Below are 16,258 nucleotides of genomic sequence, written 5' to 3'. Positions count from 1 at the left end.
CAAAATGAAACTTGTAGCGCTATTATCCAAATTGTCCAACACTTCACCCCATAATTGTCAAATTTGAGACAGAGTTGGCTTGAGCTTCTAGTAGTAGGTGATGGTAATCATGCCTTGATTGTGACCAAAAATTTGGGTTTCAAGCTGGCCTTGGCCAAAAGGCCACGCGGGGCGCGTTTGGCCACGCTACTTGAGGTGCCCATAAACGGGCGATTTTTCCGGAATTTGTCAAGGCAAAGGTTTATAATACAATAATTGTGTAGAAAGCGCACAGGTAGGATTCGTCGGTACTACCTGATTCAATAACGACGTAAAGCGATGCTAGTACACGAGGCGCGAAAAACCTCGCCGGTGCGCTTTCCGTTCTCCGTAGGAGACGCGGGGCGCGTTCGGCTAATTAAATTCGCCACGGGTCGCACCGCTAAAACGCATGGGTCTTAACGGATACCGAAAACCAGTAAAGTAGCAAATTCAAAATATATAACGTACCGTGGGGTTAGAAGTTACCGTAAGAAGAGTGGAGCCTTAATCAAAAAGTTTTAACCCTTTTACTCATAGCCGACTAACCATAAAGGCTCCACTCTTCTAAGGTTTCGTCTCCGGCACACGGGAACGAGGGAAGGGAGAAACAGTTATATTAGACACTCCTAGTACCTAGCGCTTAGGGAGATAAGCCCACTGGGATTAGTTAAGTTAGGCTTGATGCTTGGTTGCTGATTGAACGGGTATTTGGCTTGAATATTGCCTTTCAGGATAGCTAATTTTAAGGCGTGTCGTAGAACTAAGAATCCCCGTTCTTACTTCGGCGGGGAGTGTCAAACACTTGATGAAGAGACGCTAGCTTATTAGTTGTTAACCTCACGCCGCCTCTAGGCGGTACCACTACATCCCACCCTAGAAAGCGGTGGGCGTTGTGGGAGAGTTCTGTAAGTTCGTTACTGCCACCCTTGTATGACTAAACAGAATGGATTGGTCGTGTTTCTCCAGCGTGTTGCTGATCACTTAAGACCACTTCGGTGCTTATTCAAGACAGGATCTATCAAGTCCCTATCGATTTTATCTTATCTGGGGGCAGCAATCCTAATCTGGGGAACATTCTCGACTATTGCATTAGCCCGTACTGAAACCCCAGCATCACCCTCAACCTCAATCCAACCCTATCTAGACCGGGTGATCCAACGGGTAACTGAGTTTACCCTGGATAATGGCATGAAGTTCATTGTCCTGGAAAACCACGAAGCACCAGTAGTTTCTCTTCTTACCTATGCCGATGTAGGTGGTGTGGATGAACCGGATGGCAAAACCGGTGTGGCTCACTTCTTAGAACATTTAGCGTTTAAAGGTACCACCCGGATTGGTACTACCAACTATGAGGCAGAAAAAAGTCTGCTGGACAAGTTGGACGAATTGAAGAAACAAATTAAAGAGTATCAAGCCACTGGGAATGAGGCAGAGGTGGCTAAGTTACAGGAAGAGTTTGCCGAAGTCGAAGCTGAGGCGGCTAAGTATGTCCAGCAGAATGAGTTGGGTCAAATTATTGAGCAATCAGGAGGCGTGGGCTTGAATGCGGCAACGTCTACGGATTATACGGTGTACTTCTACAGCTTGCCATCGAACAAATTAGAGCTGTGGATGTCCCTAGAGTCGGAACGTTTCCTTGAGCCAGTATTTCGAGAATTTTATAAGGAACAAGAGGTAATCCTCGAAGAGCGTCGTCTGCGCACTGATAACTCTCCGATCGGTCAAATGATTGAGGCGTTCTTGGATACTGCCTATACCAAGCACCCTTATCGGCGTCCGGTGATTGGCTACAACAAAGACATTCGCAATCTCACTCGCCAAGATGTCCAGGAGTTTTTTGACACTTACTATAGTCCGAATAACTTAACTGTAGCTATTGCCGGAGATGTGGACCCAAAGCAGGTGAAACGCCTAGCTAAAGTCTACTTTGGACGCTACAACCATCAAAGCGAAATCCCTCAAGTCACTACGGTAGAACCACCACAGGCCGAAACCAAGGAAGTTACCTTGAAATTACCCTCGCAACCCTGGTATTTGGAAGGATACCATCGACCAGGGATTACCCATCCTGACCATGTGGTTTATGAAATTATGGGCAATTTGCTCAGTGATGGTCGAACCTCTCGCCTATATAAGTCTCTGGTAGAAGGGAAACAAGTAGCCCTATCGGCGGCAGGTTTTAGTGGCTTTCCTGGTGATAAATATCCTAATTTAATGTTGTTCTATGCCCTAACTGCACCGGGACACACGGTAGAAGAGGTGGCAAGTGCATTGGAAGAAGACATTGAAAAGCTCAAAACTGAACTAGTTTCACCCCAAGAATTGGAACGGGTAAAAACTCAGGCAAGGGCTAGCCTATTGCGATCGCTTGATTCCAATATGGGTATGGCCAGAAATTTGGCAACCTATGAGGTCCAAACCGGTGATTGGCGTAACTTGTTTAAGGAAATAGAAGATATAGAGAAAGTGAGTGCAGAAGACATTCAGCGGGTGGCTCAGGCAACCTTTCGACCAGAAAATCGCACGATTGGACGGATTTTACCAAGTCAGTAACTCAACGGTTCAAGGTTGCTCTCAGTTGAAGGTTGAAGGTTAGAAGGTTGAAGGTTAGAAGGTTGAAGGTTGAATGTTGTTTGGTTGTTCATGCCCAGGGATCTGATGTAGGGTAGGTGGTTTGGTTGAAGGGTAAAGTGTATAATCGGCAACCGGCAACCGCTTAACCTTGGCCTATTGGCCACGCTACGCGAACAACTGGTTAACTTTCAACCTTCAACCTCCTAATCTTCAACCTTCAACCTCCTAACCTTCAACCTTCAACCTCCTAACCTTCAACCTCCTAACCTTAAACCTGGTAACCAACAACTACTGATCCAATTACCCATCACGAATGACCAATGACCAATCTAAAATCGAAAAGCCAAAATCCCAAATACCTGAAATGGATCGGGCTACTAGTGGTGACAATGCTAGTGGTAGTGCTTGTTTCTCGTCTACCAGCAATAGCTGATACCCCACGCCATTACGATGAATTAGACTTTGACCCGTTACCAGCAATTCAGCTACCGGACTACACTCGGTATCAGTTAGATAATGGGATGGTGGTCTATTTGATGGAAGACCATGAATTGCCTTTGGTGAGTGGTACAGCAATGATTCGCACGGGGGATCGCCTTGAGCCTGCTGACAAAATTGGCTTAGCGACTATGGCTGGAGAAGTGATGCGTACTGGGGGTACCACTGAACACTCAGGCAATGAGTTAAATGTGCTTTTAGAAGAAAAGGCAGCTTCGGTGGAAACTAGTATTGATACTAGTTCTGGCAGTGCGAGTTTTAGTGCTTTGAGCGAAGATTTGGACTTGGTCTTTGATTTGTTTGCTGAAGTTATTCAAAAGCCCGCCTTTGCACGAGCTAAGCTGGCCCTAGCTAAACAGCAACTAGCGGGACAAATTGCCCGCCGCAATGATGATCCCGGTGATATTGCTTCTCGTGAATTTAGGAAACTGATCTACGGTGACACTAGCCCCTATGCCCGCACGATAGAGTATGAGCATCTAGACAATATCTCTCGTAATGATTTAATCACTTTCTCACAGAAGTATGTGTATCCAGAAAATATGATACTGGGTATTGTGGGGGATTTTGATTCCGAAAAAATGCGATCGCTAATTGAGGAGAAATTTGGGAGTTGGAAATCTGCCTCTGCGCCAGCACAGCCAAAGGTGCCAGACGCATCCCAGGCTCAGTTAGGGGGTATATTTTTTGTGGATCAACCTCAACTGACCCAAAGTAATATTCAAATGGGACATATCGGGGGCAAACTCAATAGCCCTGACTACGCCGCCCTTTCTGTGTTAAATGAGGTGATGAATGGATTTGGGGGCAGACTATTTAACGAAGTGCGATCGCGTCAAGGTCTAGCTTACTCGGTCTACGGGGTTTGGAGTGTTCGCTATGACTATCCAGGTTTGTTTATTGCTGGGGGACAAACTCGCTCTGAAACCACGGTACCCTTTATTAAATCCGTTCTAGATGAAATCCAGAAACTTCGCACTAGTCCGATTAGCTCAGAAGAATTGGCTAAGGCAAAAGAAAGTGTTCTCAACTCCTTTGTGTTCAACTTCCAGAAGCCAGAGCAAACCCTATCTCGGCTGATGCGCTATGAATACTATGGCTACCCAGAGGATTTCATCTTCCGTTATCAAAAGGCAGTCACAGCTACTACGATTGAGGATGTACAGCGGGTGGCGGAAAAGTATCTCAAACCTGATCAGATTGTTACCGTAGTTGTGGGCAATGCTTCCCAAATCGAACCAGCCCTGACTAGCCTTTCCCAGGACATCACCGTCTTAGATATTACGATTCCAAAACCAAAAAACAGTTAGTTAATCAATGGCAAATTGTTAATGGTTAATGGTTAATTAAGAAAAAATCCGAAAAAATCGATTCACCATTTGCCACATACAATTTGCCCTTTGCTATTCTCAATGCGTATTCTATTCCTACATCCCAATTTCCCTGCCCAGTTTCGCCACATAGCAACTGCTTTAGCTAAAGATAACCGCAACCAGGTTGTGTTTGGTACCAGGCGCAAGGAAGGGCAACTCCCTGGAGTGCTCAAAGCTCTTTACAATCCCTCTAGGGAAGCACGTCCAGAAACTCACCACTATGTTAGACCCTTAGAAAATGCCGTACTTCAGGGTCAAGGCGTATATCGCTTAGCCAATCAGCTCAAGGCTAAGGGATTTGTTCCTGATGTGGTCTATGGTCATTCGGGTTGGGGACCAACGTTATTTATCAAAGACGCTTTCCCCCAAGCCAGATTACTGTGCTACTTCGAGTGGTTTTATCATGCCCATGGCACAGATGCTGATTTTGATCCATCCGAGCCCCTAAACGCTGACGATGAAGCCCGGATTCGGATGAAAAATGCCCCGATTCTGTTAGACCTAGCCAGTTGCGATCGCGGATTATCTCCCACTTACTGGCAGCGCCAGCAATTTCCAGCCGACTTCCACAACAGAATTACCGTGCGTCATGATGGGGTGGATACCGAGTTCTTTAAACCCAACCCAGGGGCAAAGTTAGTACTAAAACGGATCAACTTAGACTTGTCTGAGGTGGAAGAACTAGTCACCTATGTGGCACGAGGAATGGAACCTTATCGAGGTTTTCCCCAATTGATCGAAGCAATCGGTATCCTTCAGCAGCGACGTCCTAAGTGTCATGCTGTGATTGTCGGGGAAAATCGGGTGGCTTATGGTAAAACCCTACCTGATGGTAAAACTTACAAAGACTTGATGTTAGAAAAAGTACCCCTTGACCTAGACAGAGTCCACTTTACTGGTTTACTTCCTTACTCAGAATACTTACAAGTCCTTCAAGCTTCCTCTGTTCATGTTTATCTCACCCGTCCTTTTGTTCTGTCTTGGTCGATGCTAGAATCCCTTTCTACAGGTTGTTTGGTAGTAGCGTCTGATACTCCCCCAGTGACAGAGGTGATTGAAGATGGGATTAATGGTTTGTTAGTAGACTTTTTCTCGCCAGAGGAAATCGCCGATCGGGTTGAGGAAGCTCTCGACCATCCAGAACAGATGGCTGGTATTCGCGCTAAGGCCAGGGAAACCATTCAACAGGGTTATGATTTAAATCAGTTATTATCCCAGCATTTGCAGTGGATACGAGAAAGTGGGTTGAAGGTTGAAGGTTGAAGGTTGAAGGTTTAAGGTTGAAGGTTTAAGGTTTAAGTTTAGAAGGTTGAAGGTTAGAAGGTTTAAGGTTAGAAGGTTTAAGGTTAGAAGGTTTAAGGTTAGAAGGTTTAAGGTTAGAAGGTTGAAGACTCTCAACGACCCAGCTTCTGCCGCACACGAGCTACAAACATATCGACTTCTGGTAACTTCAACTGAGTTGCTAACAAACCAAACACGCCTAAGCCTACCAATCCAGCTAAACTCAATTGCAGCAACTGCACCCAAATAATACTAGTTTCTAATACTTGCTCACACCCCCAACTGACTCCCCAACTTACGGCACCAGCTATTACACTACTGACAGCTAAACCTAGAATTGGCAAGATCCACTCTTGCCAAGGTAAGCCATTTAGCCTGCGGTTTAATAGCCATAACAGCACTACCATGGAAAAGGCATTCACACCAATGGTGGCAAATACAATACCGGGTGTACCAAAGGCATCGATTAGAAAATAATCTAGTACAGCATTGAGAATAATATTAATCACACTCAGACGAAAGGGTGTCTGTCCATCTCCTAAACCATAAAATACCCGCACTAGCACATCCCGTCCCAAGTAGACAAACATGCCCATCCCATAAGCCATGAGCACTGATGCGACTAACCGAGAGGCATTAGCATCAAAGGCTTGACGCTGATACACTACCTGCACGATGGGCATGGCTAAGGTCACCATCAATGCACTTAAAGGTAACATTGTCAAGGCAGTGAGCAGAATTCCCTGGCGAATCCGTTGCTTGAGTTCTGGCCAATTTTCAGGAGCAGCTAGTCGGGAAAATACTGGCAGTAGGGGAACTAGAATGACATTAGAAATAATGCCTAGAGGGGTATTCACTAAAAGATTGGCATAGTTTAAGCTAGCAGCAGCGGCATCGGCTTGGGGCAGAAAAGAGGCAAAGAATAAGTCGGTGTAGACATTAATATGTAGCATCCCAGAGGAAAAGGTTGCTGGAGCCATGACCTGCATCACGTCTTTGACTCCAGGGATACCCCAGTTAAATCGTAGGCGTATTTTACCTAGACCACTGCGCCACTGAGCGATTTGCTGCACTACCCATTGAAGAGTTGCTCCAGCAAGGGTACCCCCAGCTAAGACAATCCCACCGATCATGGCAAATTCGGGACTACTAATTTGTTTACCCAACTGTAGGGCTAATATTCCTAAGCCAACAATGACGGTGATGCTGGAAAATAAGGGACTGACGGCGGGTAGCCAGTATTGATCGCTAGCATTGAGGGTACCAAAGCCAATGCCAATTAATCCGGCTAGCACTGCCATGGGTGCCATAATCTGTAATTGCCGGATTGCGATCGCTCTTACTTGTAACCCTTCTGGGGTATCCTGAAACCCTGGTGCTAGAACATCAATGAAGACTGGAGCAAATAGCACTAGACCAATGGTTACCAGTAACAGGATGCAAGCAACTAAGGTAGTTACTGTTTCCACCAGCCGTGGGGCTTCTGATTTATCGCGTTTAGAGAGAACACTAACTAAGGCGCTATGAAACGGTCCGTTAATGCCACCGAGGAGGATTAATAAAAACCCAGGGATCACGTAAGCATAGCTGTAGGCGTTGATAACCGGACCAACTCCAAAGGCTGCTGCCATGGCTTGTTGGCGGACTAAGCCAAATACTTTACTAATAATGGTGGCTACTGCGACAATCCCGGCAATGCCAGCTAGGGAACGAGTAGTTTTCTGGTTTTCAGACACAAATCCTTAATCGAATCAATAGTTAACGTGCTTATTTTAAGGGAACCCTTGTTGTTGACCCTTGACAGTTGACGGTTGGTAGGGTGTAGCAGCTAGCTTGGTTTTATCTAAGTGCCTTTCAGGGTGTTATCACCCTAGTAAAAAGGTTTGTTATTCCTTTAGATTAAACCATGACTACAGACTTTTTTTATGCTAATTTACCTCTTTTAGAAAACTTCATCGATATTACTGACTCCCAGAATTTTCAATCGGTTCCCAGGGATTGGTATATTGTGATTAGCGATATTATTGGTTCGACTCAAGCTATCGAATCAGGATGCTACAAAGAGGTTAATCTATTAGGAGCCTGCTCCATTGTCGCTGTTTTAAATATAGCAGGTAATTTGGACATTCCTTTTGTATTTGGGGGAGATGGAGCAACTCTGTTGATTCCTCCTTCTCTGTTTGCCCCTACTCGGGAAGCCTTGTTAGCCACTAGTAAGCTAGCCAAGGAAGAATTTGGGATGGAATTGCGGGTGGGTGCAGTACCTATGTCTGATGTCAGAGTAAATGATTATGATGTTAAATTAGCTAAGCTCAAGGTATCTGAAAATTATTATCAGGCTATATTTACTGGAGATGGTTTGAGTTATGCTACTGAATTGATTAAACATCCAAATACGAGTAACCTCTACCTTTACCAAAACCCTACTGATAATGCTAAAGCTGATTTGTCTAATTTAGAGTGTCGCTGGCAAGACATTCCAAGTAAATATGGTGAAACGATCAGCTTGATTGTGAAAGCAACGTCTAATCAAGCTGATTTAGCTAATTTAACTTATCGAAAAATTATTGAAAAAATTGACACTATATATGGAAGTGAAGAGCTTTTAAATCCCGTTGATGAAAAGTATTTAAATCTAGGGTTTAGTTATCATAACTTAAGTGCTGAAACTCGGCTGTGCGCCCAGTCGAGTAAGCTAAGCCATAGGATGCTCTATTTTTCGAAAATCTGGTTTGAAAATCTTTTGGGCTGGTTGTTGATGACGTTGAAGGTGAAATTTCCAGATGGAGACTGGGGAGCCTATAAACGAAATGCGATCGCAGCAACGGATTACAGAAAGTTTGATGATCTGTTACGCATGGTGATTGCTGGCAATGAAGCACAACGAAAACAATTAACAGACTATTTGGAAAATAATTATAAACAAGGTAAGTTAGTGTATGGTCTCCATATTTCAGACCGAGCACTGATGACCTGTCTGGTATTTGAGCGCCATGGACGCCAAGTACATTTTGTGGATGGTGCAGACGGAGGCTACGCGGTAGCTGCCAAGGATATGAAGGATAGACTTAAGGAGAATGCTACTGATAGCAAATCCGCTTTTAGAACACCCGTTAATCCAGATGACTAGCCATCAATACAAGTTAGGATAAATCAGATAAATCAGACTAGCATAAGGCAATAGCTATAGCGCTGCGCTAGTTCCCTACTCCCTACTCCCTACTCCCTACTCCCTGTTCCCTGTTCCCTGTTCCCTGTTCCCTGTTCCCTTTGCTATAGCGAATAATTACACTGGCTTAATAGTAATGTCTTGATAGTCGGGATGTCTAAGAATAAAGCATTTTGCGCCAATAGTGATTTGGGCAATCTGGGATGAAAGCTTACATAATCCATGCCTTACTTCTGGATTTGGACAGTGAATGACTAAGCTGTCAGTAGCAGTAACCCACTCTAGCTTACAGAGTTGAGTTAGAGGAATTTCTGTCTTAATTTGGCTTAGTCCTTGACTCAGTTGTTTAAATTTCTGTAGCCATTGGGACTCTTGTAAGTTTTTCTCTAGCTTGCTTTTTAATGGGTCTTCTTCTTGATTAGGCATGATATAGCGTTTCTCATAGCGATTTTGCTGTTTGGGTGGTGCGTTGCGGGGTGGGCTATTCCAAAGCTGGCAAAGCGGTAAATTGCTTATAAGCTGTTTCGAGATTATCTTTGTATAATCCCTGCTGCTTATAATTATTATAAGCAGCAGGGATTTGGGAATAGTTGGCAAGCACTTGTTCTTGAGTCAGAGACTTTTCTTTCCACGTCAATGCCAATTTTTCCAGTTGCTCTAAGTAAGTATGTAAGGTGTCCCCAAGGAGTTTTAGATGGCATGATTGATAGTTAGCTTCCTAAATTCATCATTTGTTAACGCACTACTGCTCCTGATCCAACCAAACCGCTAAATCCGTTGCTGTCTCAAAATTCAACAACGCTTCACTCAATTCCTCCAATCGAGTAATCGATAATCCCTCAATCTGCTGTTGGAGCACAGGGTCAAGTAAACCTAACCTCAGGGTTAGCAAACGCATCACAATTAATACCGCTTCCTCCTGCTTGCCGCGCTGGCGTCCCTTTTGGATAATATCTTGATAGGTAACTGATTCTTCCATAACTTCCTCCCTCAACAATCGACGGACTAAATCTTTGTCAAACCGCAAACCAGCCAGTACATCCACACAGGCCGCTAGGGTTCGGAGTTGACCTTGTTCTTCAATTCTATCGACTTCAGCAACCACTTGCTCTAACAATAGATTAGGCCGATTACTCCTAGCTAAAGTTGCCAAGGGTAACAAAGCCCGATTGGCCAACAGTGGTTGAGGGTCTTGCTCCCACAGACGAATAATTCTATAACGATGCCAGGTATTAATATCCCTAAATTCGTTATTGAATACCATCTGTGAGGTCGTAGACTTTAGAAAAATAACCACCTGCTCAATCGGACATCGGTACTTTCGTTGTAATCTGACCCAATAGTCCAACATCCGAAATGGTAATGGTGGCTCGGATGGGGGTAAGGTTTGAAATTCTAGGTGCAGAATTTGGTTAGTACTTTGGAGTAAACTCAGAGCATCAGCTTGAATTGGTTCAGCACTTAATTCCGTGTCTTGATGCAAAGCGCGAGTGGGGGAAACCCCCAAGACCGCGCTGCATCGCTTTTAAGTACCTGAATATCCCGAGGTTCTTCACCCAATAGCCAATGAAAAAACTCCGATGGGTATTCTTCGGCTAAGTATTTACAAATATTGTCGTACGCCAAGGCAAATTGTTTAAATTTAAGACTATTTCAGATACTGTAGTGAATCTGAGCTAAAAAAGTGATCGCACCCGGATCTTGTTTATTGATTCAAGTTATGATATACGAGCACTTTTGATTTTGATATAGCAATTCGATCCCCCGTTGGTCCCCCTTATCAAGGGGGACTTTGAGGTTGAGAAGCCTACCTCATAAAAGCAATAAACGCACTTAAAATCTAGAGAAGACCTGATGAGATTAGGTCTTCTCAAAATTATTTCTGTCAACTTACGGCGGTTTGCATAACTATCAGGTGCGCTTTCTGTATTAAGAATTAAATTCGCCACGGGTCGCACCTCAGGTACACAGGATTGTTTTCCCACTTCTGACTTCCCCTCCTGGGAGGGGTTAGGGGTGGGTTCCTCTTCCCTACTCCCTGCTCCCTGCTCCCTGCTCCCTAAAAACCCAGAACTTTGTACCTAACTGAATTGCAAACCGCTGTAAGAGCACCATTAACCCGTTCACCCACACCCGAAAACTTATTCTCCCGTAACCAAATCCTCAACTGCCTCTAGATTAGTTGGTAAGCCAGCGGTCAAAACCTCTGCTCCTGTCTCGGTAATCAACACATCATCTTCAATCCGAATCCCCCGCACATCATCAAATTTTGCCAATCTATCCCAATCCACCACATCTTTGTAGGTTGACCGTCGCTCCGGGTCATTCAAAATCCCTGGAACTTGATAAAATCCTGGTTCAATTGTCACCAACATTCCTGGTTCCAACAGTCGGTCTAGTCGCAGGAAGCCCAAGCCAAAGCGATCGCTTCTTTCCCGTCCTGGTGCATAGCCTGCCAAATCCCCTAAATCTTCCATATCATGGACATCTAATCCCAGCAAATGACCAACACCATGGGGAAAGAACAAAGCATGGGCATCCATTGCTACTAAATCCGAGATGTCTCCTCGCAGAATCCCCAAATCTATCAATCCCTCAGCCATCACCCCTGCTGCTGTCATATGAATCTCTCGATATTCCACCCCAGGGTAAAGATTCTTGATACAGAAATCATGGGCTTCTTTGACCACATTATATATATCCCGCTGAGTAGGGGAAAATTTACCAGTCACCGGCCAAGTGCGGGTAATATCCGCCGCCCAACCCATAGCCGTTTCTGCTCCTACATCCGCCAGCAGTAACTCTCCCGGTTGCAGGGAATGATGATACTCACCATTGTGCAGCACTTCCCCATGAACCGTAACAATACTTGTGTAAGCACGGGTCATATTATGGGCAATAATTACCGATTCCATCGCTCCCCGCACGTCCGCTTCCCGTTTAGCCTTGGGAGTAGCTGCCATTCCCGCTTTATGAGCAGCTATCGAAACTTCAGCGGCTTGGCGCAACTCCGATAATGCCCCTTCGTCATGGTATAACCGTAGGGATATTATTGCTTTCGCTAAATCCAAGTCAATCCCTTCTGGAGCATCAGCGGCTCCCACAGGACGACCTAATACTTCCCCTTGTTGGCTGTAAGTAGTGGGATTTTGAACAGCAATGGTTGCTGCTCCCTGAGAATGCGATTCGGCAAAGCCGACGCTATGCGAACGCAATTCTGAAAAGGGAAAAACCCGATTAGCCCCAATCATCTCAGCAATTTCCTCAGGTGAAGGCGTTTCTCCGTGCCACAACGCACTACCAGGGGCTGGCTTATCCATGAATAAATCCAGTTTGCCATCATTGAGGCAAATGACCGCATTAGTTAGGGGTAAACCAGCAAAATACAAGAAGTGACTGCTAGCCCGAAACGGGAACGAATTGGCTCGGAAATTCCGAGGACTAGGATGTCCAGACCAGAGAATTACTGGAAAATCCACCAGCTGAGCCAGTTTTTGACGCCGTTGCTTTAGTGTAGTGGCTAGAGAGCCGTCATGGTTGTTAATCATCGGATTTATAATAATTTATTAAGTGTTTAACCTTCACCGTTGAATAGTTATACCGTAAATTCCACAGGTCTTGTGGAATTTGTTTAAAATTATCCCCAGGAGCAACCTGAGATTAAACTCTCCCCAGTGATTGGGTTTCGGACGAGCAATGACAATGTTCTTGGTCTAACCAACATCCAACTGTGGAAAATGAACCAGAACAGATTAACACCACAGATTAACACCACAGATTAATGCGATTCGGCAAAGCCGACGCTATGGGATGGCATTAATCTCCAATGCTCTGGCTAACACTGATAGCAGTTATCATACCTATGAGGTACACAAAATTTTTTCCCTGCTCCCTACTCCCTACTCCCTACTCCCTACTCCCTGCTCCCTATTCCCTAAAACCCAGAAAAACTTCACCCAATTTATAATTGCTATATTAAATAGTTGAAATCTTAAACACAGAAATATGCTTATCACTCAACTGTTTAATATTGCGAATATCTTCGTTTTGCCCTTTTGGCTCCTAATGATTTTATTGCCAAATTGGGGCATTACCAGGCGAGTAATGGAATCCTATCTTCCCTTCGTCGCTCTAGCAGGTTTGTATATTTACCTATTTATTAATAGCATTACACCAGAATCCGCCCAAGCCTTATCCAATCCTCAGTTAGCCGATATTGCCCACTTCTTTAGTGACGAAACCGTTGCTGCTACTGGCTGGATACACTTCCTAGTTTTGGACTTGTTTGTAGGGCGTTGGATTTATTGGCAAGGGCAACAGGCTGGTATTTGGACTATTCACTCCCTAGTGCTGTGCTTATTTGCCGGACCAATCGGACTACTTTCTCATATTATTACCGCTTGGGTTACCAAGAAATCCACTTCAGATACTCCCTTAGACTCTGAAACTACGAGTCCATCACAGACATAATCAGCGCTTTTTTATTTGAGTTGTAAACACAGGTATTGTAAAAAAAGGCAATAGGCAATAGTAACCCAGCCGTAACCTCTATCATGAGGGGTTACGGCTGGGTAAAGTTTTGTTTAACAATAAAAAATGACATTCTAGATTTACATCTCATTTATAAACTCTATACTCGATCTTCAGCAATAATCCACTGGTGATTTCTTCATTCTCCTTCCCTAGATTAAGAAATATTTCAATTTGCCAGTAACCTTGACGGTTTTGTGTTAAGTTAAGCTATTCTTTACAGAAAGAGGTATTTAAACGTTGACTAAAGGCTTAAGGAAAAAGAAATACGACCTCTAGGTTGCTCTACCATCGTTCCAACTCAACACTAAAGGCTTTGATCATAATGAGAAACAACATCAAAAAGACGTTTGAAGCTGTTGAAGAATCAATCGGGAATGTTTACAAGGAATGGGGTAGTTTTCATGAGCAGATTCGTGAGCAGCTCCCCCCAGAATACTACACTGAACTCGAAGATTTAAACAGCCAATTCCAGGTGGCGGTAAGTGAATTAGTTAAAGAACTTAGTGAACCTGTTCTTACCTTAGCGACAACCGGGACAACTAGCAGTGGTAAAAGTACTCTTGTCAACTTCTTGTGTGGCACAGAAATTGTTCCAGTTGCCGTACAGGAAATGAGTGCAGGAGTTGTGATTATAGAATACAGTGAAACGAAATCTCTGAAAATTGATCAAACCCCAGGCGCACTTTGGGAATGTGGAGAATGGCCAAATCTTACAGACCAAGACATTTATGACCGTTTAGACCAAGTCATGAAGTCCTATCTTCAAGCTAATCGAGATGGACAAACCAGTGTTGCTTGTCCACAAGCAACGATATATTACCCTTTCCGCCTTGTAGCCGATCCTAACCTGCTTGATTTGCCTGAAAAAACCAAAGTGCGAATCATGGATCTTCCCGGTTTAGCTCATGTGGGTGATGAAGGGAATGCTTCTGTGATTAGAAAATGTAAAGAAGCATTATGTATAGTTACTTATGATAGTACAGAAACCGATAGACAAAAAGTTAGTAACTTACTTCAAGAAGTGGTTGATCAGGTCAAAGAACTAGGAGGCTCACCAGCCCGGATGCTCTTTGTTCTGAATCGAATTGATGAGTTTCGTAAAGACCAAAATTGGCCGGATAGTGAAAGAGAGTTTTTCAAAAAAACTGTTCACGATATCAAACAGAAGTTAACCAAGGAGCTGGAAGAGTATCAAGAAGATATTAGTGCTTTACAAGTCATCAAAATGAGTGCATTGCCAGCTCTATTATCGATACAAATGAAGAGTTATAATCAGCAACAAAGTACTCAAGCATCTGAGAAAATAGACGATTTCTTTAAATTCTTAATTCCCAAAGAGATTATAGAAGATTTACCCAGAAAAGTAGAGCGATGGGAACACCATGAGCGCCACCGTGTTGCCGAGAAGGTTTGGGAAGCCTCTTACGCAGAGGAATTTCACAAATATCTTAAACAGACTATCGATGAAAATTTTCCACAATTAGTTATTCCACAAATTGTAGACCGCTTTAAAGCTAAAGCAGGTAATGCAGTAGCAGAGTGGGCTGTACAAACCACTTATGCTTTCATTAATAGCTCAGAAGAAGACTACCAAAAAGAATCTGATAATATCGCCCAAATTCGGCAAGACATCAGTCAGTTTATTTCACAAAAAGCTCAAGAACTAAGAGACCCTTTTGAAAAAATTGAAAATGCTCTAAAGGGTTTCATGGAAGAGAGCGGTCAAAGTTTTTCCGAGGATAATAACTCTTCAGATACTACTTCAGATCCTAGGAATGAGTTGGAGCAAATTGTCGAAAGTATCATTGAAGAACTCAGGCAAGGAGACTACCAAGAGCGCGCAAACAGTTTAATATCGCTCTATCGATGGAGAAGAGGAGTAGAGCAAGCAGTAGTAAAGGAAATATTGACGCCAACGGTTGAGTCTTTGGATACAGGAAAAATATGTTTATATAGCAAAGTGCTTCAAGAAGCTGATCCGGACAAGTTGAATCTTTTAGAAGGAGTAATTAGAGATTTAATTGATTTAGAATATCCTACTAAAAATGGGAAGAAGATCGAAGCACGTACTGAGCAAGAGAAAAAAGATTTAAGGAAGCTTAATGATAAACTAAATCAATTGACTAGTGCATTGAAGGGTCTGATGAATGAAGCTGTCAAACAAATATTAGATCGAGAGATGAGAGGGGTAGTTGATGCCTTGAAGACTTTATTGGATTATTACCTGTCTCTTCTTGAGGAAGGAATGGGGAATATTGCCCCCAATTTAGCCATTAGCTTTTCCAGATCAGAACTTGAGATAATTGATAGTATACCTGAGCCAAAATTTAAGTTTGAAGCTGGATTCGCAATTATAGAAGGCACATGGCTAGAAGACGTTGAAGTTACGGAACTCAAGCGAACTTTATTTTTCTTTAAAAGAAAAGTAAAGAAGATTAAACAAGAAATACGCTCTAGTGATAATGCTCAGTTACCAAAAATAGAAGACATCAATAAAGACTGGCTATGGCAAAAAAATCAGGCAGAAATAGAAATTTATAGTCAGGTTGCGGATTGGTTTATCTGTCAAATCAATAAGTTTATAAAAAAGGTTGAGTCTTCTCAAAAAGAAATTGTAGACCGTTATCAAGAGCGGCTAGATAAAGCCTATGATCAAGCTCAACTATCTTTACAAAAAGACTTATCGATATGGAATCCGCTACACCAGGAAGCTAAACAACTTAAGGAAAATATTAAGAAAGCTGGAAAAGTGCTGAGGTAGTTTCCCTCTATTCTGTAAGCTAGTGGAGCAACTTGATCAATATTCCAA

General features: G+C 43.5%; 10 protein-coding genes and 1 pseudogene. 6 read left to right on the top strand and 5 right to left on the bottom strand.

Annotated features, from left to right (window positions below):
• Window positions 1-951 precede the first annotated feature (951 nt).
• The 3 genes from BJP37_RS21590 (at window position 952) to BJP37_RS21580 (ending at window position 5,729) form a co-directional block, all read left to right on the top strand.
• Window positions 952-2,574 (top strand): M16 family metallopeptidase, encoded by a 1,623-nt coding sequence (locus BJP37_RS21590; RefSeq protein WP_143727730.1) that lies wholly within the window; start codon window positions 952-954, stop codon window positions 2,572-2,574.
• 341 nt (window positions 2,575-2,915) lie between these two features.
• Complete coding sequence (locus BJP37_RS21585; RefSeq protein WP_075901856.1) at window positions 2,916-4,403, top strand: M16 family metallopeptidase; 1,488 nt, start codon at window positions 2,916-2,918, stop codon at window positions 4,401-4,403.
• Window positions 4,404-4,505: 102 nt separating this feature from the next.
• Window positions 4,506-5,729: a glycosyltransferase family 4 protein gene (locus BJP37_RS21580; protein WP_075901854.1), complete on the top strand. Its 1,224-nt coding sequence runs from the start codon at window positions 4,506-4,508 to the stop codon at window positions 5,727-5,729.
• 131 nt (window positions 5,730-5,860) lie between these two features.
• Here the strand turns inward: BJP37_RS21580 and murJ are convergent, their stop codons facing one another.
• Window positions 5,861-7,483, bottom strand: coding sequence for a murein biosynthesis integral membrane protein MurJ (murJ, locus tag BJP37_RS21575; RefSeq protein ID WP_075901852.1), 1,623 nt, complete (start codon window positions 7,481-7,483; stop codon window positions 5,861-5,863).
• Between the two features lie 170 nt (window positions 7,484-7,653).
• Here murJ and BJP37_RS21570 point away from each other — a divergent pair, with 170 nt between their 5' ends.
• Window positions 7,654-8,877 carry a DUF3095 domain-containing protein gene (locus BJP37_RS21570; RefSeq protein ID WP_075901850.1) on the top strand — a complete coding sequence of 408 codons (1,224 nt, stop codon included), beginning with the start codon at window positions 7,654-7,656 and terminating at the stop codon, window positions 8,875-8,877.
• A gap of 156 nt (window positions 8,878-9,033) precedes the next feature.
• Here the strand turns inward: BJP37_RS21570 and BJP37_RS21565 are convergent, their stop codons facing one another.
• The 4 genes and pseudogenes from BJP37_RS21565 to BJP37_RS21555 all read right to left on the bottom strand — a co-directional run bounded on the left by BJP37_RS21565 (window position 9,034) and on the right by BJP37_RS21555 (window position 12,464).
• On the bottom strand, window positions 9,034-9,342 hold the full coding sequence (locus BJP37_RS21565) for a hypothetical protein (RefSeq protein ID WP_075901848.1): 309 nt from the start codon (window positions 9,340-9,342) through the stop codon (window positions 9,034-9,036).
• A gap of 55 nt (window positions 9,343-9,397) precedes the next feature.
• Complete coding sequence (locus BJP37_RS39740) at window positions 9,398-9,559, bottom strand: hypothetical protein (RefSeq protein WP_158069705.1); 162 nt, start codon at window positions 9,557-9,559, stop codon at window positions 9,398-9,400.
• 99 nt (window positions 9,560-9,658) lie between these two features.
• Window positions 9,659-10,542 (bottom strand): annotated as a pseudogene (locus BJP37_RS21560) (Rpn family recombination-promoting nuclease/putative transposase).
• Window positions 10,543-11,057: 515 nt separating this feature from the next.
• Window positions 11,058-12,464, bottom strand: coding sequence for an aminopeptidase P family protein (locus BJP37_RS21555; RefSeq protein ID WP_075901846.1), 1,407 nt, complete (start codon window positions 12,462-12,464; stop codon window positions 11,058-11,060).
• A gap of 457 nt (window positions 12,465-12,921) precedes the next feature.
• On the opposite strand from BJP37_RS21555, the gene BJP37_RS21550 reads away from it, so the two are divergent.
• Entirely contained in the window at window positions 12,922-13,386 is a 465-nt protein-coding gene (locus tag BJP37_RS21550) for an ABA4-like family protein (RefSeq protein WP_075901844.1), read from the top strand.
• 385 nt (window positions 13,387-13,771) lie between these two features.
• Window positions 13,772-16,210, top strand: coding sequence for a dynamin family protein (locus BJP37_RS21545; protein WP_075901842.1), 2,439 nt, complete (start codon window positions 13,772-13,774; stop codon window positions 16,208-16,210).
• Window positions 16,211-16,258 lie beyond the last annotated feature (48 nt).

Origin of the sequence: Moorena bouillonii PNG, assembly GCF_001942495.1 — a bacterium.
Taxonomy (GTDB): Bacteria; Cyanobacteriota; Cyanobacteriia; order Cyanobacteriales; family Coleofasciculaceae; genus Moorena; species Moorena bouillonii.
Note: the sequence above shows the minus strand (reverse complement) of the source record. Positions and strands in the feature narration are given on the sequence as shown.

Coding starts and splice junctions, on each gene's coding strand:
- BJP37_RS21590 (WP_143727730.1), top strand. CDS start 952: ATGACTAAACAGAATGGATTGGTCGTGTTTCTCCAGCGTGTTGCTGAT.
- BJP37_RS21585 (WP_075901856.1), top strand. CDS start 2,916: ATGACCAATCTAAAATCGAAAAGCCAAAATCCCAAATACCTGAAATGG.
- BJP37_RS21580 (WP_075901854.1), top strand. CDS start 4,506: ATGCGTATTCTATTCCTACATCCCAATTTCCCTGCCCAGTTTCGCCAC.
- BJP37_RS21570 (WP_075901850.1), top strand. CDS start 7,654: ATGACTACAGACTTTTTTTATGCTAATTTACCTCTTTTAGAAAACTTC.
- BJP37_RS21565 (WP_075901848.1), bottom strand. CDS start 9,342: ATGCCTAATCAAGAAGAAGACCCATTAAAAAGCAAGCTAGAGAAAAAC.
- BJP37_RS21555 (WP_075901846.1), bottom strand. CDS start 12,464: ATGATTAACAACCATGACGGCTCTCTAGCCACTACACTAAAGCAACGG.
- BJP37_RS21550 (WP_075901844.1), top strand. CDS start 12,922: ATGCTTATCACTCAACTGTTTAATATTGCGAATATCTTCGTTTTGCCC.
- BJP37_RS21545 (WP_075901842.1), top strand. CDS start 13,772: ATGAGAAACAACATCAAAAAGACGTTTGAAGCTGTTGAAGAATCAATC.